The 23,813-nt window shown below is 72.9% G+C and carries 18 protein-coding genes and 1 pseudogene; 12 read left to right on the forward strand and 7 right to left on the reverse strand.

Features of this window, described 5'->3' with window-relative positions; genetic code table 11:
* Positions 1-1,198 precede the first annotated feature (1,198 nt).
* The 3 genes and pseudogenes from D1J60_RS38880 to eccE form a co-directional block, all read right to left on the reverse strand.
* Positions 1,199-1,348, reverse strand: a pseudogene (locus D1J60_RS38880) (SCO5717 family growth-regulating ATPase); the annotation flags it as partial.
* Between the two features lie 148 nt (positions 1,349-1,496).
* Entirely contained in the window at positions 1,497-2,213 is a 717-nt protein-coding gene (locus D1J60_RS26195; protein WP_125822741.1) for a hypothetical protein, read from the reverse strand.
* Complete coding sequence (eccE, locus tag D1J60_RS26200) at positions 2,210-3,484, reverse strand: type VII secretion protein EccE (RefSeq protein ID WP_125822742.1); 1,275 nt, start codon at positions 3,482-3,484, stop codon at positions 2,210-2,212. Before eccE ends, D1J60_RS26195 begins: the two co-directional genes overlap by 4 nt.
* 260 nt (positions 3,485-3,744) lie before the next feature.
* Between eccE and eccB the strand changes: the two genes are divergently transcribed.
* From eccB to D1J60_RS26220, 4 genes are all read left to right on the forward strand, one after another.
* Positions 3,745-5,322: a type VII secretion protein EccB gene (gene eccB, locus D1J60_RS26205; RefSeq protein WP_125822743.1), complete on the forward strand. Its 1,578-nt coding sequence runs from the start codon at positions 3,745-3,747 to the stop codon at positions 5,320-5,322.
* Positions 5,323-5,333: 11 nt separating this feature from the next.
* The gene (gene mycP / locus D1J60_RS26210; protein WP_125822744.1) at positions 5,334-6,551 is read left to right on the forward strand and encodes a type VII secretion-associated serine protease mycosin; all 1,218 of its coding nucleotides are present in this window, start codon (positions 5,334-5,336) and stop codon (positions 6,549-6,551) included.
* Between the two features lie 213 nt (positions 6,552-6,764).
* Positions 6,765-7,118, forward strand: coding sequence for a WXG100 family type VII secretion target (locus D1J60_RS26215; protein ID WP_125822745.1), 354 nt, complete (start codon positions 6,765-6,767; stop codon positions 7,116-7,118).
* 44 nt (positions 7,119-7,162) lie between these two features.
* A complete protein-coding gene (locus tag D1J60_RS26220) occupies positions 7,163-7,474 on the forward strand; it encodes a WXG100 family type VII secretion target (protein WP_125595917.1) in 312 nt (103 codons plus the stop codon).
* A gap of 76 nt (positions 7,475-7,550) precedes the next feature.
* Here D1J60_RS26220 and D1J60_RS26225 read toward each other — a convergent pair whose 3' ends face one another.
* Complete coding sequence (locus D1J60_RS26225) at positions 7,551-7,784, reverse strand: DUF397 domain-containing protein (protein ID WP_007266914.1); 234 nt, start codon at positions 7,782-7,784, stop codon at positions 7,551-7,553.
* Between the two features lie 137 nt (positions 7,785-7,921).
* Positions 7,922-11,920, reverse strand: coding sequence for a type VII secretion protein EccCa (gene eccCa / locus D1J60_RS26230; protein WP_125822746.1), 3,999 nt, complete (start codon positions 11,918-11,920; stop codon positions 7,922-7,924).
* Between the two features lie 214 nt (positions 11,921-12,134).
* Here eccCa and eccD point away from each other — a divergent pair, with 214 nt between their 5' ends.
* From eccD to D1J60_RS26260, 6 genes are all read left to right on the forward strand, one after another.
* Positions 12,135-13,598 carry a type VII secretion integral membrane protein EccD gene (gene eccD, locus D1J60_RS26235; RefSeq protein WP_125822747.1) on the forward strand — a complete coding sequence of 488 codons (1,464 nt, stop codon included), beginning with the start codon at positions 12,135-12,137 and terminating at the stop codon, positions 13,596-13,598.
* Positions 13,599-13,768: 170 nt separating this feature from the next.
* Positions 13,769-14,056, forward strand: coding sequence for a 30S ribosomal protein S15 (rpsO, locus tag D1J60_RS26240; RefSeq protein WP_007266917.1), 288 nt, complete (start codon positions 13,769-13,771; stop codon positions 14,054-14,056).
* Positions 14,057-14,343: 287 nt separating this feature from the next.
* The gene (locus D1J60_RS26245) at positions 14,344-16,575 is read left to right on the forward strand and encodes a polyribonucleotide nucleotidyltransferase (RefSeq protein WP_125595936.1); all 2,232 of its coding nucleotides are present in this window, start codon (positions 14,344-14,346) and stop codon (positions 16,573-16,575) included.
* Complete coding sequence (locus tag D1J60_RS26250) at positions 16,572-17,951, forward strand: pitrilysin family protein (RefSeq protein WP_125595908.1); 1,380 nt, start codon at positions 16,572-16,574, stop codon at positions 17,949-17,951. The genes D1J60_RS26245 and D1J60_RS26250 overlap by 4 nt, the downstream gene beginning before the upstream one ends.
* Before the next feature lie 32 nt (positions 17,952-17,983).
* On the forward strand, positions 17,984-18,736 hold the full coding sequence (gene dapB, locus D1J60_RS26255; RefSeq protein WP_125822748.1) for a 4-hydroxy-tetrahydrodipicolinate reductase: 753 nt from the start codon (positions 17,984-17,986) through the stop codon (positions 18,734-18,736).
* Between the two features lie 15 nt (positions 18,737-18,751).
* The gene (locus D1J60_RS26260; RefSeq protein WP_125822749.1) at positions 18,752-19,195 is read left to right on the forward strand and encodes a hypothetical protein; all 444 of its coding nucleotides are present in this window, start codon (positions 18,752-18,754) and stop codon (positions 19,193-19,195) included.
* Between the two features lie 71 nt (positions 19,196-19,266).
* Here the strand turns inward: D1J60_RS26260 and D1J60_RS26265 are convergent, their stop codons facing one another.
* A complete protein-coding gene (locus tag D1J60_RS26265) occupies positions 19,267-19,818 on the reverse strand; it encodes a PH domain-containing protein (protein WP_125595899.1) in 552 nt (183 codons plus the stop codon).
* A 48-nt stretch (positions 19,819-19,866) separates the two neighbouring features.
* Positions 19,867-20,118 carry a hypothetical protein gene (locus D1J60_RS26270; protein WP_042801947.1) on the reverse strand — a complete coding sequence of 84 codons (252 nt, stop codon included), beginning with the start codon at positions 20,116-20,118 and terminating at the stop codon, positions 19,867-19,869.
* A gap of 462 nt (positions 20,119-20,580) precedes the next feature.
* Here D1J60_RS26270 and dapA point away from each other — a divergent pair, with 462 nt between their 5' ends.
* Together dapA and D1J60_RS26280 are read left to right on the forward strand one after the other, a co-directional pair.
* A complete protein-coding gene (gene dapA, locus D1J60_RS26275) occupies positions 20,581-21,480 on the forward strand; it encodes a 4-hydroxy-tetrahydrodipicolinate synthase (RefSeq protein WP_125822750.1) in 900 nt (299 codons plus the stop codon).
* A gap of 113 nt (positions 21,481-21,593) precedes the next feature.
* Positions 21,594-23,279, forward strand: a complete 1,686-nt coding sequence (locus D1J60_RS26280) for a ribonuclease J (protein WP_125595895.1) — start codon at positions 21,594-21,596, stop codon at positions 23,277-23,279.
* Positions 23,280-23,813 lie beyond the last annotated feature (534 nt).

Raw genomic sequence — 23,813 nt, forward strand, 5'->3', positions numbered from 1 at the left:
CGTGCGGGGGCTGCGGGTGTGCTTCGGGTGCGCCGGGGGTCTGCTGGGGTGCCGGTGCCTCGGGGGTGCTGGGCGGGAACCCGTACCCCTGCGGCTGGGCCTTGGCGGTGGCGGGCGTGTCCTGCGGTGCCGGTGCCTCGGGGCCCTGGGGCGGGGCGGGCGGGAAGCCGGGGCCCTGGGGTGCGCCCGTGGAGGCGAACGCGGGCGGGAGAGGCGGCAGTTCGGAGCCGGATCCCCCGAACGGAGTATCCGTGGGCCCCGCGACCGGAGTTCCCCCGGCCGGAGTGGGCGTCCGCCCGGGTGCGGCAGCCGCCGCCTCCTCGGGGGCCTGCGCGAACCCCGGAGGTACGGCGTCGGCGAAGGAGGGCACGGCGAGGGGCGCCACGGTGGGGACCGCGAACGGCGCCCCCGGCTCCGCCTGCGCGGACGCGGCGGCGAACCCCGCAGGGGTCCCGCTGGGCAGGGCCGGCAACGCCTCGGCCTCCCGGCCGGGTACGTCACCCCCCGCTGCGGAACCCTCAGTCCCGGGTGCCTCCGGGCCCGGGCTCCCGGCACTCGACGCCGTGGCCTCGAACCCCTGCGCGGCGGCGGGGCCTTCGCCCCGGGCCGCCGGGGCGCTGTCCTGCCCGCCCGGGCCCTCGGCCCCCGATACGGCGGCGCCGTCCCGGCCCTCGGCGCCCCCCACGGGCGCACCCGCGGCCGGCAGGGCCGGAGCGGAGGGGAACGAGGGCCCCTGGCCCGAGGCCTCGCCGTGAGCGGCGTGACCGCCCGGGCCGTCGGCCCCCGACGCGGAGAACGCGGCGGCGGCCGGAGCTTCGCCCTGGGCCGGGAGGGCCGGAGCGCCGGGGAACCCGGGCCCCTGGCCCGAAACTTCGTCCTGGGTGGGGAACGCGTGCCTCTGACCCGCGGCTTCGCCCTGGGCGGGGAACGCGTGCCCCTGACCCGGGGTCGCGGCCGGAGCCGGAGCGGGGACCGCGGCCGGGACCGCAGCCGGAGCCGGGACCGCTGCCGGCGGAGTGGCCGGAGCCGGGACCGCTGCCGGCGGAGTGGCAGGGGCTTCGGACGGGCGGGCCTGCGCCGGGGCGATCCGCATCGTCGGCGGCGAGACCACGTCCGCCGGGCGATGGGGCTCGAAACCGCTGCCCTCGGGCAGCCCGGGCAGCCCCGGTACCGGCGCGGCCTGCGCGGGCGCGCCCTGGGTGTACCAGGCCGGCGGGGTGTAGTCGATGGTGAACTCGCCCGTCACATCGGGCTCCGCGTCGGACTGATCGTCCGTCGGGACGTCCCACGTCCCGCCGCGCCTCTCGTTCCGATCGCCGCTCACTGGTCCTCCTGGTCTGTCGAACACCGGTCGGCGCCCACCTCGACGCCGCGCCCGCGCTCAGCCTAATCGCGCCCCGCGCCCGAAAGCCCCCGAGGTCGCGCCCCCGTACTCCTGCCTACAGGCCGCCCCGGCCCTGAGCAACCGTCATCCCGCACGTCCCGCGGACCGGCCGTCAGTCGATGCGCCGGGCCGCCCCCAGCAGCGCGGTCTCCGCTTCCGTCCCCTGCGTCATCACGAACTTCCGGTCCCGCGGCGTGCACCACAGCGTCACCCCGTCCCCCAGGGTCGGCAGCGACTCGACCGCCGCCCGCGGCAGCCGCATCAGCGCGCCCACCTGTTCCGCCTCGTCCGGGGACACCCGCTGCACCCCGGCCAGCGCCGAGTTCCGCAGCAGCCGGGGCGCGGACGGGCTCAGGTACGGCAGCAGGGTCAGCACCGACTGCCACGGCCCCGCCACCACCCGCCCGCGCGGCGGCCGCATCCCGCAGTCCCGGATCACCAGCACCGGGCTGCCGGCCGAGGCGCCCTGCGGCGGGACCCGGCCCACGTCGTGCAGGGTCACGCACTGCTGCCCGCCGCCGGCCGCCTGGGCCAGCCCGGACCACACCGGCGCGCGCCCGGTCTCCACCGCGACCCGGGCCCCGGTCGCGGCCGTGCGCAGGGCCAGTACCTGGGCCGTCCACAGGCCGCCGATCAGGGTGACCTCGTACGGCGTGGGACGGTTCACGCCGAGCACCGCCGGCCGCCCCTCGGCGTCCACGCCGATGACGACCCCGTCGTCCCCGACGGGCAGCGCCAGCGCGTCCAGGTCAGCCGCCTGCACCACGTGCCGCTCCCGGCGGGGCCCGATCAGCCCGAAACCGCCCCGGACCGGAGCCGGACCCCTCATCGCGCCCCTCCCAGCGGCAGCGAGGCCAGCAGCCCCGGCACCTGTTCCCGGTCGAGCCGTACCAGCCCGGCCCCTACGCCCCGCGCGGTCCGCTCCAGCTCCCGCCGGGCCGCCACGAGCTCCTCGTCGCTGCGCCCGGTGACCCGCACGTACCCGGTCAGGGTCACGCCCTGCCGCTCCGCAGGGGCCACCGTCAGGCTGAAGTTGGTCGCCAGGGCCGGCAACGACGTGAGCAGCGCCACGAACTGCGGCAGCCCGGCCCCCGCCCCGCCCAGCCGGGGCCAGCGGCCTATCCAGTAGGTGGTGTGGCGCCGGTCGTCGCAGCGCCAGGTGCGGGCGGTCTCCTCCGTGCGCCGGCCGGTGCTCGCCGACCGCCCGGCCTGGGTGATCGCCATCGGGTTGGCGCAGGAGGAGGTGGCCAGCGCGCCCGTCAGCTCCTGCTCGGTGAGCACGGTGGCCCGGAACCCGGCCCCGGTCAGCCGGCCGGCCAGCTGGTCCGCCACCCGCACCACGCAGCGCTGCGCCCCCACGAGGCCGCCGCCGCGCGCGGCGACCGCCTCCGGGCACAGCTCGGGGTCGAGCTTGAGCGCGATCCACGTCAGCCGCACCGCCGGGGTGCCCGTACGGGCTTGCAGGGGAGCGTAGTTGAGCGCGGCCGTCGATCGGGCGGGCAGGTGCGGGGCGGGCGCGGGCTGGGTGTGCTGCACCAGCTGCGCCGACTCCAGCCGGATGCCGTCCACTTCGAGGGCGTCCCGGATCAGGGACAGCGGCAGCGGCCGCTCCGCGCGGTCGGGGCGCAGCGCGGTGGCGCCCGCGTCCACCTGGACCACCGCCGTCAGGAACGTCCCGTCGCCGACCAGCCCGACGGGCCGCCGGTCGCGGTCGCCGAAGGCCGTGGTGCGCAGCGCCGGCTCGGCCTCGACCAGCGGCGCGAGCCCAGGCTCGGTGCCCGCCGGCACGGTGAAGGCGGCGGCCCTGCGCCGCCTGGAGCGCAGGGCGAGCACTCCGCCGATCCACTCGGGCAGGGAGCGCTGGTGGCGGCGGACGAGGGCCAGCAGGGCGAGCACCAGCGCCAGGACGCCCGCGGGCACCAGCAGCAGCGGTTCCACCACCCAGGCCACGAGCAGCGCGGCGGCCGCGAGCTGGAGGAGCACGAGCTGTTGCAGTCGGAACGGGCCGAACCGGCCCGGGCCCGACCTCGGATGCGGCGTGACCCCGCCGCGTGCGGGTGCGGCCGCGGCAGCCCGCGGCGCCGTCGCACTGGCACTCACTCGCGCACCTCCCCAACTCGCCTGCGGGGCGGGGGAGTCCCGATGCCGTCCGGCCGCGGCCGCACCACACCGGAATCTCCCCGTCCACCCCAGCAGCCTGAACACCCCGGTCCGCAGGGGCCCGGCGGGCGCGGGACCGCCGCCCCGGGCACCCGGCACCAGCCGACCCTCCGTCAAGAGGCATAGTAGGTCCCCGGTCCGACAACCAAGGCCCGGGGAGCGGCCCCACCGGCCGGGCCGTGCGGGGAGAAGCAGGCGGTATGGCGTCACGACGTGATGAGCTCAACGCGTACACCTTCGCGAAGCGGCGCACCGTGGCCGCGTTCCTCCAGCCCTCCGCCACCGGGACGGAGGAGGGCGCGCCCCGCCCGCTGCGCGCGGTCCTGCCCTCCGTGGTGGCCGGCGCGCTGATCGTCGTGGGCTTCGGCGCCTGGGGGATGTTCCGGCCGCAGGCCCCGAAGGGGTGGGACGAGCCCGGGGCCATGGTCGTCGTCGGCAAGCAGTCGACGACCCGGTACGTGGTCCTGACCACGAAGGTGAACGGCAAGGACCAGACCCGGCTGCACCCCGTGCTGAACCTGGCCTCGGCGCGGCTGCTGCTGGACCCGCGCAAGTCGAAGGTGGTCCAGGTCGAGGACAAGGTGCTTGACGCGGGCAAGCCCCCGCGCGGCCCCATCATCGGGATCCCCTACGCCCCCGACCGGCTCCCCGCCAAGGCCGACGCCGCCAAGGCCAAGCGCTGGGCCGTCTGCCAGCAGCCCGGCGGCAACAACCGGGGCGTGCAGACGGCGGCCTTCGTCCTCGCCGACCGGGAGGCGGGCCTGCTGGACGACGGGAACCGCACCACCGACACCCAGGTGCTGTACGTGCAGAGCACCGGCGGCGCCAAGGAGCGCTTCCTCGTCGACTCGGCCGGCACGAAGTACCGGTTCCCCGAGGGGCGCCCGGACTCCGGGACGCTGACGACGGCCCTGGTCGGCACTGGGGCCACCCCGCAGCCGGTGACCGAGGAGTGGCTGGCCACCCTCAACGCCGGCGACGACCTGGCCTTCCCGCAGCTGCCCGGCACCCCCGGGGCGAGCACCGCCGTCCCGGGCGGTGCCGACGGCAAGGTGGGCATGGTGCTGACCGCGCAGACCGGCTCCGGCACGCAGTACTACGTCGTACTGCCCGACCGGGTCGCCCCCGTCTCGGAGTTCACGGCCTGGCTGCTGATCCACTCGCCCGCCGCCGAGGGCCTCGGCATGCGCGGCAGGGCCCGCGAGACCGGCCTGAAGTCCCTGGACCCCAACGCCCCTCCCTTCAAGGAGGACGCCAAGTGGCCCCGCAAGCGCGGCATGCAGGTCAACCGGGTCGCGGACACCCCGGGCGCCGCGAACGGCGGTGAACGCCGCGACACCGTGTGCAGCGTCCTGCGCTCCGTCGACGGCCAGGGCGGGCAGACGCTGAGCACCTGGGCCGGCACCGGGTTCCCCGTCGACATCACCGCCAGCGGCACCAGCTCCTACGTCACCCCCGGCACGGGCCTGCTCTACACCCAGGTCCAGGGGCGCCAGACCGGCGGGGCCGGCGCCCTCTTCCTGGTGACCGACACCGGCCTGCGGTACGCGGTCCAGGCCAACGGCGACAGCGACGCCGAGCAGTCGGGGATCGGCGCCGCCGGGAAGCAGGCGCAGGACGCCGCCGCCGGCGACGGCCGGCCCGAGCCCAGCCAGGCGCAGGTGCGGCTCGGCTACGGCGGGATCGTCCCCGCCCCGGTGCCGATCGCGTGGTCGGAGTTCCTCTCCAAGGGGCCCCGCCTGGACACCAACTCGGCCCGTCAGCCGCAGGGCTCGTGAGGACGCCGGCCGTGTCCCGGCCCTTCCGCGCGGCCCTGGCGGCCGCCGCCCTCGCGCTGGCCGCGCCCGGCGGCGCGGCGCCCGCGCCGCAGTCCCCGTACGCCTTCGTCCTGGACGGGGCGGGGGAGTGCACCTTCCCCATGAAGAAGCAGATCGCCGACCGGCCCTGGGCCCTCCAGCGGGTCATGCTGGACGCGCTGTGGGCGCGCACGAAGGGCAAGGGGGTACGGGTCGCCGTCATCGACACCGGAGTGGACCGCGCCAACCCGCAGCTCGCCGGCGCCCTCGACACCGGCGCCGGACGCGACTTCATCGACCCCAAGGGCGGTGACGGCACCAACGACACCGTCGGGCACGGCACCAAGGTCGCCGGGCTGATCGCGGCCCGCCCCCAGCAGGGCACCGGCTTCGTCGGCCTCGCCCCCGAGGCCACGGTGATCCCCATCCGGCAGAACGACGGACAGGCCACCGGCAACGCGGTGGCCACCCTCGCCCAGGCCGTCGACCACGCCGTCGCCAAGGGCGCCCGCGTCATCAACATCTCCCAGGACACCGACGCACCGCTGACCCCGGACTCCGAACTGGGCAAGGCCGTCCAGCGGGCGCTGGCCGCCAAGGCCGTCGTCGTGGCCTCGGCCGGCAACGACGGACTGAGCGGGCACAAGCACCGCACCTACCCGGCGGCCTTCCCCGGGGTCCTCGCCGTGGCCTCCTCCGACCGCAACAACGAACGGGCCGCCTTCTCCCAGCCCGGGGACTTCATCGGGGTCGCCGCCCCCGGCGTCGACATGGTCTCCACCGTCCCCGGCTTCGGCCAGTGCATCGACAACGGCACCAGCTTCTCCGCGCCCTACATCGCCGGGGTCGCCGCCCTGCTGGTCGCCGAGCATCCGCAGTGGACCCCGCAGGAGGTGGTCTGGCAGATCCAGAACACCGCCGAGCGCTCCGTCAAGGGCCGTGACGACTATGTCGGATGGGGCGTGGTGGACCCGGTGCGGGCGGTCACCCAGGACGACGCGCCGCCCACGCCCCCCGTCCCGGACCCGGGCCCGCCCCCGGCGGCCGCGCCGCGGGCGGCGGCCGTCCCGATGTCGGAGACCGCGCAGGAGCGCGACCAGCGGATCGGCACGTACGCGCTCGGGATCGCGGGTGTGCTCATCGCCGTCGTCGCCGGGACCGCGACCGTCGTCCGCGACGCCCGCCGGGGCCGCCGGACCCGTTCGCAGTGAACGCCCACGGTACGTCCGCGGGACCCGACGACCGGTGTTGGGCGGGTCGACCGAACTGACTAGAGTGACGCCAGGCTTCACGACTGTGATCGGGGATCCGTGTGAAGCGGAGGGGGAAGTCCGGTGCGCGTGGCCTGAATTGCTGCGGCCGGGAGCCGCTCCGCCCTGCAATCCACCGGCCCTGCCGGGGAATTGAGAAGTGAGGAGCTTCGGATGACGAACAATTTCGGACTCGCGGACGATCCGGTCGTCAAGGCGGCCAACAAGATCTCCGAGACGGCCGGCGCCGTCAGCACCCAGGCCCGTGAGCTGGCCGACATCCTCGAGACCGTGCACGCGGGCTGGACCGGCGTCGGCGCCGACGGCTTCAAGAAGGCCCAGTCGGACCTCAACCTCGACCACGACGAGATCCGCCGCCTGCTCAAGGTCCTGCACAACGCCGTGGCGCAGACGAAGAACCTCACCAACGCCCAGGACGCGGACGTGCACGCGGCGTTCGGCGCGATCAACCGCGGCTCCGGCGCGGCCCCCGCCGCCGGTGCCCGCTCGGGCCTCGAATCCCTCTGACGTCCGCGTCCGCCCAGCACGCCCCAGCCCCGAAGGAGAAGGACATGGCAGACAACCAGGACGGCCACACCCGGGTACGGTACGAGAGCGTCCAGCAGATGGCGGACCGCATCCGCGTCGTCTCCCGGAACATCCTCAAGGACCTGGAGGAGATGGAGGCGGCCGTGAAGGTCGTCACCGACACCTGGGACGGCGAGGCGCACCTCGCGTACGTCGACCTCCAGAAGAAGTACCACGGCCGCGCCGACCACATGCAGAAGCAGCTGGAGGGCGTCGCCCGGCTCATCGAGCGCGGCAAGGGCGACTACCGCGTCACCGACGTGAAGGCCTCGCGCCTGTTCACCGAGGCCTTCTGAGCCCGCCCGGCATGCCGAAGGGGGCGCGCCCGCACAGGGCGCGCCCCCTTCGCCGTACCCGGGCCCGCGGGCAGCCTCAGGTGAGGTCGAACTCCCCGTCCCGGGCCCCGAGCACGAACGCCTCCCACTCGGCCGCCGTGTAGCGCAGCACCGTGTCGCGGTCCAGGGAGGACCGCATCGCCACCGCGCCCTCGGGCAGCTTGGCGATCTCCACCCGCTCCTCGTCCGGGCTGGTCCCGGGCGGCCCCTGCCACTCGACGTCGCTGATGTCGAGCGCGTACAGCTCGTCCTTCTCCTGCTGGGTGCCCATGCGCGGCCCTTCCCGTCGGTCGTGCGGTGCTGCTCGGTCTTCGCTGCCGATTATCGGCGGAACGCGGCCACCGGGGGACCCGTTTCCCCCGATGGCCGCCGCGGCCGCCCCCGGACCCGGCTCGCGGACCCGGCCCCCTACAGGCCCGGCATCCGGCCCAGCTGGACCAGCGAGGTACCGCGCCGGCGCGACACGTAGTGCCCGCGGCCCGGGGGCATCGGCCGGGAGCGTACGGTGCCGAGCAGGTCGCCCTCGGAGGGGTCGCCCGACAGGACGACGCCCTGCGCGCCCAGCTCCTTGATCCGCTGCATGAACGGCTCGTACATCGCCCGCGAGGCGCCCGCCGAGCTCCGCGCGATGACGAAGCGGACCCCGGTGTCCCGGGCGAACGGCAGGAACTCCACCAGCTGCGCCAACGGGTTGCCCTGGCTCGTGGCGACCAGGTCGTAGTCGTCGATCACGATGAACACGTCCGGTCCCGTCCACCAGCTGCGGTCCCGCAGCTGCTGCGGGGTCACGTCCGTCGGCGGCTGCCTGCGCGAGAACACCCCGACCAGCGCCTCCATGTGCATCTGCAGGGAGCTCGCCATCGGCGCGTACTCCAGCAGGTGCTCCTCCGGCAGCGCCCCCAGCAGCCCGCGCCGGTAGTCGCCGACGACCAGCTTGGCCTGGTCCGGACGGTAGCGCTGGGCGATCTGCTGCGCGATCAGCCGCAGCAGGTTCGTCTTGCCCGACTCGCTCTCGCCGAACACCAGGAAGAAGGGGTCGCTCTCGAAGTCCACGAACACCGGCTCCAGGGCCGTCTCGTCGATGCCGATCGCGATCCCCCGCTCCGGGAACTCCCCGCCCTTGGGCAGCCGGTCCGCGTGCAGCAGCCGCGGCAGCAGCCGCACCCCGGGAGCGGACGGGCCCGACCAGCCCGAACGCGCCGCCGCCACGAACGCGCGGGTCCCCTCCGAGAGGCTCTCCGCGTCGTGCGACCCGTCGGTCCGCGGCAGCGCCCCCAGGAAGTGCAGCTTCTCCGGCACCTGGCCGCGCCCCGGCATCCCCGTCGGCACGTTCGCCGCCACCCGCCGGTCGAACTCGGAGTCCATCACGTCCCCGAGGCGCAGCTCCAGCCGGCTCAGCAGCTGGTCCTTCAGCGCCGACCGCACCTCCATGTAGCGGGCCGCCGTGACCACCACGTGGATGCCGTAGCCGAGCCCGCGGGCCGCGATGTCGGTCACCACCGGCTCCAGGCCCTCGTACTCGCCGCGGAACCCGCCCCAGCCGTCGACGACCAGGAACACGTCGCCCCACGCCTCGCCCGGCAGCTCGCCCGCCGCCCGCCTGCGCCGGTACGTGCCGATGGAGTCGATGCCGTTCGCCCGGAAGAACTCCTCGCGCCGGGCCAGGATCCCCGCCACCTCCGCGACCGTGCGCCGCACCCGCTCCGGATCCAGCCGGGAGGCGATCGAGCCCACGTGCGGCAGCTCCGCCACCGAGGACAGCGCCCCGCCGCCGAAGTCCAGCCCGTAGAACTGCACCTCGCGCGGGGTGTGCGTCAGCGCGAACGCGCAGATCAGCGTCCGCACCAGCGTGGACTTGCCCGACTGCGGACCGCCCACCACCATCATGTGCCCCGCCGCACCCGAGAAGTCCCGGTAGAGCACCTCGCGCCGCTGCTCGAAGGGCTTGTCGATCAGCCCGAGCGGCACCACCAGCCCGCCCGGCCGCGTGTACCCCTGCGCGTGCAGCCCGCGCTCCGCCGACGGCGCCAGGGCCGGCAGCAGCTGGTCCAGGGAAGGCGCCCGGTCCAGCGGCGGCAGCCACACCTGGTGCGCCGGAACGCCCTGCCCCTCCAGCCGCCCCACGATCACGTCGAGCACCGTGTCGGCGAACGCGTCGTCCTCCCGCTGCGCCCGCGCCGCCCGCTCCGCCCGCTCCGCCGCGAGCGCCGGGTCCGGCGCCGCGTACACCACCGGCACCGGGGCCGCCGTGAACAGCGCCGGGCGGCGCTCCACCGGGAACGGCCCCGCCGACGGGTCCGGCCCGCCCGAGCGGTAGACGCCCGACACGTACGCCGCCTTGAAGCGCACCATCTCGTCCGTACCGAACTTCAGGTAGCCCGAACCGGGCACCGACGGCAGGTGGTACGCGTCCGGCACGCCGAGCGCCGTCCGCGACTCCGACGCCGAGAAGGTGCGCAGACCGATCCGGTACGACAGGTACGTGTCCAGGCCGCGTAGCTTGCCCTCCTCCAGCCGCTGCGAGGCCAGCAGCAGGTGCACGCCCAGCGAGCGGCCGATCCGGCCGATCTGGATGAACATGTCGATGAAGTCGGGCTTGGCGGTCAGCAGCTCCGAGAACTCGTCGATGACCAGCACCAGCGAGGCCAGCGGCTCCAGCGGGGCGCCCGCCGCGCGCGCCTTCTCGTAGTCGTGGATGTTCGCGTAGTTGCCCGCGGAACGCAGCAGCTCCTGCCGGCGCTGGAGCTCGCCGCGGATCGAGTCGCCCATCCGGTCCACGAGCGTCAGGTCGTCCGCCAGGTTGGTGATCACCGCCGCGACGTGCGGCATCCGGCCCATGCCGGTGAAGGTGGCACCGCCCTTGAAGTCGGCGAGGACGAAGTTCAGCGTCTCCGAGGTGTGCGTCACCGCCAGCCCCAGCACCAGCGTGCGCAGCAGCTCCGACTTGCCCGAACCCGTCGCACCCACGCACAGCCCGTGCGGGCCCATGCCCTCGTGCGCGGCCTCCTTCAGGTCCAGCATCACCGGCGCGCCGTCCTCGCCCACCCCGATCGGCACCCGCAGCCGCTCGCCGGCCGACCGCGGCCGCCAGGTGCGGGACACGTCGACCGAAGCCGCGTCGCCCAGGTTCAGCAGGTCGGTGAAGTCCAGGTTCGCCAGCAGCGGCTCGTCGTCGTCCCCGCCCCCCGTGCGCAGCGGCGCCAGCTGCCGGGCCAGCGCCTCCGCCGCCGGCAGCGACAAGCCGTCCGGGACGCCCTCGTACGCGACCCCCGCGCCCGACTCCAGCCGCAGCCGGCCCGGCTCCACCACCACCGACAGCCCGCCGCGCCGCGGGCCCTCCCCGGCGAAGCGAGCGGACTCGTCCAGGCCGCCCGCGACCACCTCGACGACGGTGACGCCCTGCAGCCCCTCGGCCGCCGCGAACACCGAGTCCGGCGGCACCAGCCCGCCGTCCAGCACCACCACCAGGTGCGGCTGGTCCAGCACCGGCGACACCTCCCGGCTGAACCGCGGCCGCCCCTCCAGCCGGGACCCCAGCAGCCCCTCCAGCTCACCCAGGTCGTCGCCGAACAGCCGCTTCGTACCGGCCCCGTCGACCTGTCCCGGCACCTGCGTGTGCGGCAGCCACTTCACCCAGTCCCACGAAGGCACCGCCCCCGGCGCGGCCACCACCGCCACCACCAGGTCCTCGGGGGAGTGCAGCGTCACCAGCTGCGCCACCATCGCCCGCGCCGCACCCCGCGCCGACTCCGCCTCCCCGGACACCGTCACGTGGTAGAACGCCCGGATCGACACCGCCACCGGCAGCCCCTCCAGCGAGGAGTGCACCTTCAGGAACCGCTGCATCGCCCCCGCCGCCAGCGGCTCCAGCTCGTCCACCGGGGCCGTGTCCGGAGCCACCAGCGCCGTCGCGAGCCGCTGCGCGCCCAGCCCCAGCCGGGCCTGCCCGAAGTCCGCGTCGCCGACCCGCCGCTCCCACAGTCGCGAACCCTCCGCCACCACCGACCACAGCTGGTCGGGCGCCGGGTGCAGGTACAGCTGCGCGTCGCGCTGCGCCCGCGCGGTGCGCCGCACCTGGCGGCGCGTCTGCGCGAGGTACTTGAGGTAGTCCCGCCGCACGTCGGCCATCTGCCCCTGCGTACCGCGCCGGTGGCGCACCAGCTGGGCGATGACCATGCCCACCGTCGACGCCAGCATCAGCACGCCCATGATCCGCATGAACGGCGCCGAGCCCGGCATGAAGAAGAAGACCACCGAGGAGCCCATGCCCAGCATCGGCAGGAGCTGCATCAGCATGCCCTCCTGCTGCCCCCGCGGGAGTTCCGGCGGTGCCTCCAGCCTCAGCTCGTCCGAAGGGACCTCGGGCGGCAGGGACCGCGGCGGGCGTTTGACGACGATCTGGCTCACCGGAGCATCAATCCCTCGAAAACTGGCGGGACGTCGCGGCCGGCGCCCCCAAGTCCCGGGCACCGGGGGCCACTCCCGCCCCCGCGCCCGACGCGAACGGCGATCCTACTTGCCGGGGGCCGTCCCCCCTCCGGGTAGGGTGACGCCCGCGCCATGCGCGTCCGCGAACCGACCGCCGCCGCGGCGGTTCGGTGCCAACCAGGGGGTCACACAGGTGAGTACGGCCGAGGCGACCGGTTTCTGCAGGGTCACCGTCGTGGCGCCGGACAGCCGCATCGACGTAGCCCTCCCCGAGGACATCGCCGTCGCCGACGTCTACCCCGAACTGCTGCGCCTCACCGGCCAGACCCAGCCCGTCGGCGCCCCCACCGGCTTCCACCTGGTCCGCCGCTCCGGCACCGTCCTCGACGGAGCCCGCACCCTCGCCGCCCAGCAGGTCCTGGACGGTGAGGTGCTCAGCCTGCGGCCCTTCGCCGAGTCCCTGCCGCCGGCCGTCTTCGACGACGTCTCCGACGCCGTCGCCTCCGCCGTCGTCCGCGACCGGCACCGCTGGAGCGACGACATGCTGCGCGGGGCGGGCCTGTCCGGCGCGGCGGTGCTGCTCGTCCTGCTCGGCTTCCTCCTCTGGTTCGCGGACCCCGTCCGGCACGACATGCACGGCCTCCCCGGGATCATCGCCGGGGCCGTCGGCCTGCTGCTCACCGCCGCCGCCGGAGTGCGCGCCCGCGTCTACCGCGACCGCGGCTCCGCCGTCGCCCTCGGCCTCGCCGCCCTGCCGCACCTGCTGATCGCCGGCTCCGGGACCGTCGCCGCCGGCGCCGGCCAGGGACCCGGCCGCCTCCAGTTCCTGCTCGGCTGCGCCTGCGTCCTGGTCGCCTCCGTCGCGCTGGTCGCGCTCACCCCGGACGGGGACGCCCCCTTCGTCGCCGCCACCTTCCTGGCCGCCACCGGGACCCTGGCCGCCTTCGGCGCCATCGCCGCCGACGCCTCCGCCACGGCCGCCGCCGCCGTGTGCGCCCCCGTCGCCATCGGGCTCGTCGCCTTCCTCCCCGCCCTGTCCGCCCGCTTCGCCCGGCTGCCCATCGGGTACGCCGCCCCGCAGAGCGCGGCCCCCGGATACGAGGCCCCGGACCACTACGACGCCGACCCGTACGCCGACCAGGGCGGCGCCGGCCAGCAGGCCGCCCCGCTCGACGCCGAGGCCATCGCCGCCCAGGCCCGGCGGGGGCACGAGATGCTGCTCGGCCTCGTCGGGGGGTGCGCCGCGGTCGCCGTCGCGGCCGCCGCCGTCCTCGGCTTCTCCGACAGCACCTGGGGCCGCCTGCTGGCCCTGGCCACCGGCCTGGCGATGCTGCTGCGCGCCCGCCTCTTCCGCTACACCTCCCAGGTGGTCTGCGCCCTGGCCGCCGGGCTGGCCGCGGTCGGCCTGCTGGTCCTGGGGCTGGCCCTGCGCACGCCGGTCGACCAGGTGTTCGAACGTACGGTCTGGCTCTCGGCCGCCGTCGCCGCCGGAGCCGCCCTCCTCGCGGGAATCTCGCTTGTCATCCCCCGCAAGGGCCTGTCACCCTTCTGGGGAAGGCTGCTCGACCTCACCGAGGCCGCGGTCCTGCTCAGCCTGGTCCCGCTGGCCCTGGCAGTGCTCGACGTGTACGGCCGCGCCCGCTCTCTCACCAGCTGAGACGTCGCGACCCGGCAGCCTGGTACGCTGTGTGACGGCCGTTTGTGTACGCGTTCCCGGAGACCTCTGGGGACAGCGCCCAGCGGACCTCGCCTCCCGAGTTACGGAAGCTCCCCAGCGAATTCGACCTGGGGCACTCGGTGGCCACGAAGACCAAACGAGGAGTAAGCGTGCCGCTCGACGCCGCTACGAAGAAGCAGATCATCGCCGAATTCGGTGCCAAGGAGGGCGACACCGGCTCTCCCGAGGTCCAGGTCGCGATGCTGTCCCGCCGCATCTCGGACCTGACCGAGCACCTCAAGACCCACAAGCACGACCACCACTCCCGTCGTGGTCTGCTGATCCTGGTCGGCCAGCGCCGCCGCCTGCTGCAGTACCTGGCCAAGAAGGACATCCAGCGCTTCCGTACGCTGGTCGAGCGCCTCGGCATCCGCCGCGGTGCGGCCGGCGCCAAGTAAGCACGCTGTGAAGGGAGCGGTTCCCACACCGATGGGGCCGCTCCCTTTGCTGTACGTGCGCGACGTACCGGACGCTTTGTAGTCTGGGACACAGCGCACAACTGAAGAGGAGGAGCGCCCTCCCTACGCCGCCGGTCCTCGGTAGTGGCATCCGGAAGGCCCCGTCGGAGGGGCCGGGAACCGGGTGCTTCGATCGAAGACCGGCCCGCACGCCAGGAGCGCTTCTCCGCAACCGTCCACCACCACACGGGTGGCGGACGGAGACGACGAAAATGGAGAAAACGCTAGTGGAGAACGAGACCCACTACGCCGAGGCCGTCATCGACAACGGCTCCTTCGGCACCCGCACCATCCGCTTCGAGACGGGCCGCCTCGCCCGCCAGGCCGCCGGCTCCGCCGTTGCCTACCTGGACGACGACACGATGGTCCTCTCCGCGACCACCGCGTCGAAGAAGCCCAAGGACCAGCTCGACTTCTTCCCCCTGACGGTGGACGTCGAGGAGCGCCAGTACGCCGCCGGCAAGATCCCCGGCTCCTTCTTCCGCCGCGAGGGCCGCCCCTCCGAGGACGCGATCCTCACCTGCCGCCTGATCGACCGCCCGCTGCGCCCCTCCTTCAAGAAGGGCCTGCGCAACGAGATCCAGGTCGTCGCCACCGTCATGGCGCTCAACCCGGACCACCTGTACGACGTCATCGCGATCAACGCCGCGTCCGCGTCCACCCAGCTGGCCGGCCTGCCCTTCTCCGGCCCGATCGGCGGCGTCCGCGTCGCGCTGATCAAGGGCCAGTGGGTCGCCTTCCCGACGCACACCGAGCTCGAGGACGCCGTCTTCGACATGGTCGTCGCGGGCCGCGCCCTGGAGGACGGCGACGTCGCGATCATGATGGTCGAGGCCGAGGCCACCGAGCGGACCATCGCCCTGGTCAAGGGCGGCGCCGAGGCGCCGACCGAGGAGATCGTGGCCGCCGGCCTCGAGGCCGCGAAGCCCTTCATCAAGGTCCTGTGCAAGGCCCAGGCCGACCTGGCCGCCAAGGCCGCCAAGCCCGAGGGCGAGTTCCCGGTCTTCCTCGACTACGAGCAGGACGTCTACGCCGCCCTGGAGCAGGCCGTCCGCGGCGAGCTGGCCCAGGCGCTGACCATCGCGGGCAAGCAGGACCGCGAGGCCGAGCTGGACCGCGTCAAGGAGATCGCCGCCGAGAAGCTCCTCCCGGCCTTCGAGGGCCGCGAGAAGGAGATCTCCGCCGCCTACCGCAGCCTGACCAAGGCCCTGGTGCGCGAGCGCGTCATCAAGGACAAGGTCCGCATCGACGGCCGTGGCCTGACCGACATCCGCACCCTGGCCGCCGAGGTCGAGGCCATCCCGCGCGTGCACGGCTCGGCGCTGTTCGAGCGTGGCGAGACCCAGATCCTGGGCGTCACCACCCTCAACATGCTCCGCATGGAGCAGCAGCTGGACACCCTCTCCCCGGTGACCCGCAAGCGCTACATGCACAACTACAACTTCCCGCCGTACTCCGTCGGCGAGACCGGCCGCGTCGGCTCCCCGAAGCGCCGCGAGATCGGCCACGGCGCGCTCGCCGAGCGCGCGATCGTGCCGGTCCTGCCGACGCGCGAGGAGTTCCCCTACGCGATCCGCCAGGTGTCCGAGGCCCTCGGCTCCAACGGTTCGACGTCCATGGGCTCGGTCTGCGCCTCCACCATGTCGCTGCTGAACGCCGGTGTGCCCCTCAAGGCCCCCGTCGCCGGCATCGCCATGGGCCTGATCTCCCAGGAGATCGACGGCAAGACGCACTACGTCGCCCTCACCGACATCCTCGGTGCGGAGGACGCCTTCGGCGACATGGACTTCAAGGTCGCCGGCACCAAGGAGTTCGTCACCGCCCTCCAGCTCGACACCAAGCTGGACGGCATCCCGGCCTCCGTCCTGGCCGCGGCCCTGACCCAGGCCCGCGACGCCCGCCTCCACATCCTCGACGTGATGATGGAAGCGATCGACACGCCGGACGAGATGTCCCCCAACGCCCCGCGGATCATCACCGTCAAGATCCCCGTGGACAAGATCGGCGAGGTCATCGGCCCCAAGGGCAAGATGATCAACCAGATCCAGGAGGACACCGGCGCCGAGATCACGATCGAGGACGACGGCACCATCTACATCGGTGCCGCCGACGGCCCGGCCGCCGAGGCCGCCCGCTCCACGATCAACGCGATCGCCAACCCGACCATGCCGGAGGTCGGCGAGCGCTACCTGGGTACGGTCGTCAAGACCACCACCTTCGGTGCCTTCGTCTCCCTCATGCCCGGCAAGGACGGCCTGCTGCATATCTCGCAGATCCGCAAGCTCGCCGGCGGCAAGCGCGTGGAGAACGTCGAGGACGTGCTCGCGGTCGGCACCAAGGTGCAGGTCGAGATCGCCGAGATCGACCAGCGCGGCAAGCTCTCCCTCGTCCCCGTGGTCGAGGGCGAGACCGAGTCCGCCGGCGGCTCCGACGCTGACAAGGACGACTCCGACAAGTGACGTCGCGTAGTTCCCGTGTGACGGCCCGCCCCTCTTCGGAGGGGCGGGCCGTCGCCCGTACCCAAACCCTCCTCAAGGGCGAGAACGGCATCGGCACCGTCCGGCGCACCGTCCTCCCCGGCGGGCTGCGCGTCGTCACCGAGACGCTGCCGTCCGTGCGCTCCGCCACCTTCGGCATCTGGGCGGGCGTCGGCTCCCGCGACGAGACGCCCTCCCTGAACGGCGCCACCCACTACCTGGAGCACCTCCTCTTCAAGGGCACCGCCCAGCGCAGCGCCCTCGACATCTCCTCCGCGATCGACGCGGTCGGCGGCGAGATGAACGCCTTCACGGCGAAGGAGTACACCTGCTACTACGCCCGGGTGCTCGACACGGACCTGCCGCTGGCCATCGACGTGGTCTGCGACATGCTCACCGGCTCGCTGATCCGCGAGGAGGACGTCGACGCCGAGCGCGGTGTCATCCTCGAAGAGATCGCGATGACCGAGGACGACCCGGGCGACGTGGTCCACGACCTGTTCGCCCAGACCATGTACGGGGACTCGCCGCTCGGCCGCCCCGTCCTCGGCACCGTCGACACGATCAACGCCCTCGGCGCCGACCGGATCCGCCGCTTCTGGAAGAAGCACTACGACCCGACCCGCCTGGTCGTCGCCGCCGCCGGCAACGTCGACCACAACAAGGTCGTACGCCAGGTCCGCGCGGCCTTCGAGAAGGCCGGCGCCCTGAAGCACACCGACGCCGTGCCGGTCGGCCCGCGCACCGGCACCAAGCGCATCCGCACCGCCGGCCGCGTCGAGCTGGTGGGCCGCAAGACCGAGCAGGCCCACGTGGTCCTCGGCATGCCGGGCCTGGCCCGCACCGACGAGCGCCGCTGGGCCCTCGGCGTGCTGAACACCGCCCTCGGCGGCGGCATGTCCTCCCGGCTCTTCCAGGAGGTCCGCGAGAAGCGCGGCCTGGCCTACAGCGTGTACTCGTACACCTCCGGCTTCGCCGACACAGGCCTCTTCGGCGTCTACGCCGGCTGCCGGCCCAGCCAGGTCCACGACGTCCTGCGGATCTGCCGCCAGGAGCTCGACACCGTCGCCTCCGAGGGCCTCACCGACGAGGAGATCAGGCGCGCCATCGGCCAGCTCTCCGGCTCCACCGTCCTCGGCCTGGAGGACACCGGCGCGATCATGAACCGCATCGGCAAGAGCGAGCTGTGCTGGGGCGACCAGATGTCCGTCGACGACATGCTGGCCCGCATCGCCTCGGTGACCCCGGACGACGTCCGCGCGGTCGCCCAGGATGTACTGGCACAGCGGCCCTCGCTGGCGGTGATCGGCCCGCTCAAGGAGAAGCAGGCCGCCCGGCTCGACGAAGCGGTCGCCTAGACCCGTACGCACGCACCCTTAAGGAAGCAACAATGAGCAAGCTGCGCGTGGCAGTCCTCGGCGCCCGGGGCCGCATCGGCTCCGAGGCGGTCAAGGCGGTCGAGGCCGCCGAGGACATGGAGCTGGTGGCGGCCCTCGGACGGGGCGACAAGCTGGAGCAGGTGGCCGAGGCGGGAGCCCAGGTCGCCGTCGAGCTGACCACCCCCGACTCGGTCATGGGGAACCTGGACTTCCTCGTGGGCCACGGCATCCACGCCGTGGTCGGCACCACCGGCTGGAACGAGGGCCGCCTCGCCCAGCTCGGCACCTGGCTCGCCGCCTCCCCGGAGACCGGCGTGCTCATCGCCCCGAACTTCTCCATCGGCGCCGTCCTCACCATGAAGTTCGCGGCCCAGGCCGCCCGCTACTTCGAGTCCGTCGAGGTCGTGGAGCTGCACCACCCGTCGAAGGTCGACGCCCCCTCGGGCACCGCGACCCGCACGGCCCAGCTCATCGCGGCCGCCCGCGCCGAGGCCGGCCTCGGCGCCCAGCCCGACGCCACCGCCACGGCCCTCGACGGTGCCCGCGGCGCCGACGTCGACGGCGTCCCCGTGCACGCCATCCGCCTGCGCGGCCTGCTGGCCCACCAGGAGGTGCTGCTCGGCGGCGACGGCGAGACCCTGACCATCCGTCACGACTCCCTGCACCACAGCAGCTTCATGCCGGGCATCCTGCTCGGCGCCCGCCGCGTGACGCAGACCCCGGGCCTCACCTTCGGCCTGGAAAACTTCCTCGACCTCGGCTGATGAGGCAGTAACACCATGCGCGCGAAGATCACCTACCTCGTCACGGCCGCCGTCCTGGTCGTCTACTTCGTCCTGGTCGGCAGCCGGGGCCTGCTGTTGATCCGGCAGGGCACCTGGCTCACCGTCACCTTCGGTGCGGCGGTGCTCATCCTGCCCGCCATCGGCATCTGGTTCCTCTGGATGAACACCCGCTTCGTCACCCGGGCCAACCAGCTCGCGTCGGAGCTGGAGGCCGAGGGCGGCCTGCCCGTCGACGAGCTGGAACGGGACCAGTACGGCCGGATCCTGCGGGACTCCGCCGACGAGGTCTTCGCACGCCGCAAGGCGGAGACCGAGGACGCGCCGGGGGACTGGCGCACCTGGTTCCGCCTCGCCGTCGCCTACCACGACGCCCGCGACACCCCGCGGGCCCGCAAGGCCATGCAGCGGGCCATCGCCCTGCACCAGGCACGCGCCTGACGCACGGCAGGCAAACGGAAGGGCCCGTACAGGACGATCCCCGTACGGGCCCTCGTGTCGTCGCGCCGCCGTCAGGCGGGCACGCCCCGGTACTCCTCGGCCCACGCCTCCACCCGGCCGACGGCCCGGTCGAAGGCCTCGCCGCGCGCCAGGAAGTCGGCGCTGTGGTCGGTCAGCAGCACCTGCACCTCCTTGCCGCGGGCGGAAACCGTCAGCGCCTGCCCCTGCACGGTCCGGGGCAGTCCCAGCCAGCGCACCGGCTGCTGGACCGTGCGCACCTTCTCGACCTGGCTCCAGGAGACCGAGCGGGTCCCGAGGAAGCCGACCCGGCGCAGCCCTGAGGGGCTCACCCATACGCCCGAGCGCAGGATCCGCAGCGCGGAGCCGACGACGGCGAGCGAGGCGGCCAGGGCGACGCCCGCGCCCGTCCAGGTGCCCGCGAAGGCGATGATCACGGTGGCCAGCAGCATGAAGGCGGCGAGCAGCAGCAGCACCGACGCGCCGGCGACCCGCCAGGGGCCGGGCCGGTAGGGGCGCCGCCAGCGCTCGGGGTTCACATGGGGGAGGGCTTCGTCCTCGTGTGCGTCGAAGACGCCGTCGGCCGTCAGGAAGGGCAGGGGCACGGCAGGACCTCACTCACGTGCATGTTCGGTTGGGCTGTGCCCGAGAGGCTACCGCCCCCCGGACTCCCCCGATTGCTGCGCCGTCCCCGCGGGCCGGTCGGACGCCTGGTACGGCTGCAGTGCGGGTATGCCGAAGAGCAGCGAGCCCACGAGTCCCGCCACCACGGTCAGTCCGACCAGACTACGGGCGGTGATCTGGGCGACGCTCAGACTCTCGCGCGGCGGCGGAGTGACGTTGCTTCGGAAACGGTCGGCCTCGGCGACGAAGGCGAAGGGGACGGGTTCGCGCCGGCGAAACACGGTGGCGGCTCTCCTCACGGTCGGGGCCCTGGGCCCGGGTTCTGACGGATGGTGTGCTCTCTCCTGGAGAGACGAACGAACGGCGCCATCGGTGCCGGAATTCGGGACATTAAGCAAAATTCATGGCGCCCGCCCGCGCCGGGCCCGTCGGCACCCGGCTCAGGCCGGGAGGGCCGACGGGAGGATGGAGCAGCGACGGGCGGGGCCCGTGCCGCCGCCGCCCGCGTTGCCCCGTAAGGGCTGATGCACGCGTGGCGTACGCATGTACGGAGGTAAGTCCCAAGTGTCCGTATTGCGACGTTTCGTAAAGTTCATCTAGGCTGATCAAACGGACCCGGCACTGCTTGAACCCCCGAGCAGGCAGTGCCGGGATCCAACACCCCCGGCTCCCGCCGGGCGGCACCGCCTGTTGACGTCCCCCGAGGGGACACCGCGAGCATGGCAGCGAGTAGCGTGTTCCCCATGGCTCCGATCTCGACTCCGCAGACCCCCTTCGGGCGGGTCCTCACCGCCATGATCACGCCGTTCACGGCTGATGGCGCACTTGACCTCGACGGCGCGCAGCGTCTCGCCGTCCACCTGGTGGACGCAGGCAACGACGGCCTGATCATCAACGGCACCACCGGTGAGTCGCCCACCACCACCGACGCGGAGAAAAACGACCTCGTACGAGCCGTACTCGAAGCGGTCGGCGACCGCGCCCACGTCGTCGCCGGCATCGGGACCAACGACACCCGGCACACCCTGGAGCTGGCCCGCCAGGCCGAGCGCACCGGAGCCCACGGCCTCCTGGCGGTGACGCCGTACTACAGCAAGCCGCCGCAGGAAGGCCTCTTCCAGCACTTCACGGCCATCGCCGACGCCACCGAGCTGCCGGTCATGCTCTACGACATCCCCGGCCGCAGCGGCGTCCCGATCAACACGGAGACCCTGGTCAGGCTGGCGGAGCACCCCCGCATCGTGGCCAACAAGGACGCCAAGGGCGACCTCGGCCGCGCCAGCTGGGCCATCGCCCAGAGCGGCCTGGCCTGGTACTCCGGCGACGACATGCTGAACCTGCCGCTCCTGTCGGTCGGCGCCGTCGGCTTCGTCTCCGTCGTCAGCCACGTCGTCACCCCCGAGCTGCGGGCGATGCTGGAGGCCCACGTCGGCGGCGACGTCCAGAAGGCCACCGAGATCCACCAGAAGCTGCTCCCGGTCTTCACGGGCATGTTCCGCACCCAGGGCGTCATGACCACCAAGAAGGCCCTGTCCCTCCAGGGCCTGCCCGCCGGCCCGCTGCGCCTGCCCCTCGTCGGCCTGACCGACGAAGAGACGGCACAGCTCAAGATCGATCTTGCCGCGGGCGGGGTACAGCTCTGACAACGGACTTCACAACTGAATAAGCAAGAACGAAACAGACGAAAGCAAGTGCACGAATGACATGCGCGCCACGTGCCTGAGGGGCACGTGGCGCGCGTGGTGAAGGAGAACCTTTGAGCCATCCGCACCCTGAACTCGGCCCGCCGCCGAAGCTCCCCAAGGGCGGCCTCCGGGTCACCCCGCTGGGCGGCCTCGGCGAAATCGGCCGCAACATGACCGTCTTCGAGTTCGACGGCCGTCTTCTGATCGTCGACTGCGGCGTGCTCTTCCCCGAGGAGGAGCAGCCGGGCATCGACCTGATCCTGCCGGACTTCACGTCCATCCGGGACCGCCTCGACGACATCGAGGGCATCGTCCTGACGCACGGCCACGAGGACCACATCGGCGCCGTCCCGTACCTCCTCCGGGAGAAGCCGGACATCCCGCTGATCGGCTCCAAGCTGACCCTCGCCCTCATCGAGGCGAAGCTCCAGGAGCACCGCATCCGCCCCTACACCCTGGAGGTGAAGGAGGGCGAGCGCGAGAACCTGGGCCCCTTCGACTGCGAGTTCATCGCGGTCAACCACTCCATCCCGGACGCCCTGGCCGTCGCCATCCGCACGGACGCGGGTCTCGTCGTCGCCACCGGCGACTTCAAGATGGACCAGCTCCCGATGGACAACCGCCTCACGGACCTGCACGCCTTCGCGCGTCTGAGCGAGGAGGGCATCGACCTCCTCCTCTCGGACTCGACGAACGCCGAGGTCCCGGGCTTCGTCCCGCCGGAGCGCGACATCTCCAACGTGATCCGCGGCGTCTTCGCGGGCGCGCAGAAGCGGATCATCGTGGCCTCCTTCGCGAGCCACGTGCACCGCATCCAGCAGGTCCTGGACGCCGCGCACGAGTACGGCCGCCGCGTCGCCTTCGTGGGCCGCTCCATGGTCCGCAACATGGGCATCGCCCGTGACCTGGGCTACCTGCGGGTGCCGGCCGGCCTCGTCGTCGACGTCAAGACCCTCGACGACCTGCCGGACGACGAGGTCGTGCTCGTCTGCACGGGCTCCCAGGGCGAGCCGATGGCGGCGCTGTCCCGCATGGCGAACCGCGACCACCAGATCCGGATCGTCCCCGGCGACACCGTGATCCTGGCGTCGTCCCTGATCCCGGGCAACGAGAACGCGGTCTACCGCGTGATCAACGGCCTGACTCGCTGGGGCGCCAACGTCGTGCACAAGGGCAACGCCAAGGTGCACGTCTCGGGCCACGCGTCCGCCGGCGAGCTGCTGTACTTCTACAACATCTGCAAGCCGAAGAACCTGATGCCGGTCCACGGCGAATGGCGCCACCTGCGCGCCAACGCCGAGCTCGGCGCGATGACGGGCGTCCCGAAGGACCGCATCGTCATCGCCGAGGACGGCGTCGTCGTCGACCTGATCGACGGCAAGGCCCGGATCTCCGGCAAGGTCCAGGCCGGCTACGTGTACGTGGACGGCCTGTCGGTCGGCGACGTCACCGAGGCCTCCCTCAAGGACCGCCGCATCCTCGGAGACGAGGGCATCATCTCGGTCTACGTCGTGGTCGACAGCACCACGGGCAAGGTCGTCACGGGCCCGAACATCCAGGCCCGCGGCTCCGGCATCGAGGACTCGGCCTTCGGGCCGGTCACCGCGAAGATCGAGGAAGCCATCGCCCGCGCCGCCGCCGACGGCGTCGCGGAACCGCACCAGATCCAGCAGCTCATCCGCCGGACCATGGGCAAGTGGGTGTCGGACAGCTATCGCCGCCGCCCGATGATCCTCCCGGTCGTGGTCGAGGTCTGACCTCGGCGTACGCCCCGGCGTACGTAGCGACCTCACTGGAGCGGGGCAACCGGATTTGCGTCCGGGGGCCCCGCTCCAGTACGTTTGCGTCTCCACCTCGCAAGGAACCGGGCACACACGTGTGCCCGTTGCCGTGTGCGAGCGGGTGGCAATCAGCACTCAGGGAGACCTGATAAAGTCTGATCCACCCGAAAGGGAAAGGCCCCCCGAAGGCCATCGGAATTCAAAACCGAGTCGGAAACGACAAGGAAAAGAATCTGATAGAGTCGGAACCGCCGGAAAGGGAAAGCGCGAAAGCGCAGAACTTGGAAAGCGAGCGAGAAAGACTCTGATAGAGTCTGAATCGCAAGAACGAAAGCCCGGAGGAAAGCCCGAGAGGGTGAGTACAAAGGAAGCGTCCGTTCCTTGAGAACTCAACAGCGTGCCAAAAATCAACGCCAGAAGTTGATACCCCGTCCACTCCGGTGGATGAGGTTCCTTTGAAAAAGTCCTGTCGGGCCCTCGGGCACTGGCAGGCAACGAACACAGCGAGGA

The organism is Streptomyces sp. W1SF4 (genome assembly GCF_003950035.1).
GTDB lineage: Bacteria > Actinomycetota > Actinomycetes > Streptomycetales > Streptomycetaceae > Streptomyces > Streptomyces racemochromogenes.

What these genes read in the sequence shown, in the direction of transcription:
- dapA (WP_125822750.1), top strand. Translation starts at nt 20,581, where the DNA reads ATGGCTCCGATCTCGACTCCGCAGACCCCCTTCGGGCGGGTCCTCACC.
- D1J60_RS26215 (WP_125822745.1), top strand. Translation starts at nt 6,765, where the DNA reads ATGACGAACAATTTCGGACTCGCGGACGATCCGGTCGTCAAGGCGGCC.
- D1J60_RS26220 (WP_125595917.1), top strand. Translation starts at nt 7,163, where the DNA reads ATGGCAGACAACCAGGACGGCCACACCCGGGTACGGTACGAGAGCGTC.
- dapB (WP_125822748.1), top strand. Translation starts at nt 17,984, where the DNA reads ATGAGCAAGCTGCGCGTGGCAGTCCTCGGCGCCCGGGGCCGCATCGGC.
- D1J60_RS26195 (WP_125822741.1), bottom strand. Translation starts at nt 2,213, where the DNA reads ATGAGGGGTCCGGCTCCGGTCCGGGGCGGTTTCGGGCTGATCGGGCCC.
- D1J60_RS26260 (WP_125822749.1), top strand. Translation starts at nt 18,752, where the DNA reads ATGCGCGCGAAGATCACCTACCTCGTCACGGCCGCCGTCCTGGTCGTC.
- D1J60_RS26225 (WP_007266914.1), bottom strand. Translation starts at nt 7,784, where the DNA reads ATGGGCACCCAGCAGGAGAAGGACGAGCTGTACGCGCTCGACATCAGC.
- eccB (WP_125822743.1), top strand. Translation starts at nt 3,745, where the DNA reads ATGGCGTCACGACGTGATGAGCTCAACGCGTACACCTTCGCGAAGCGG.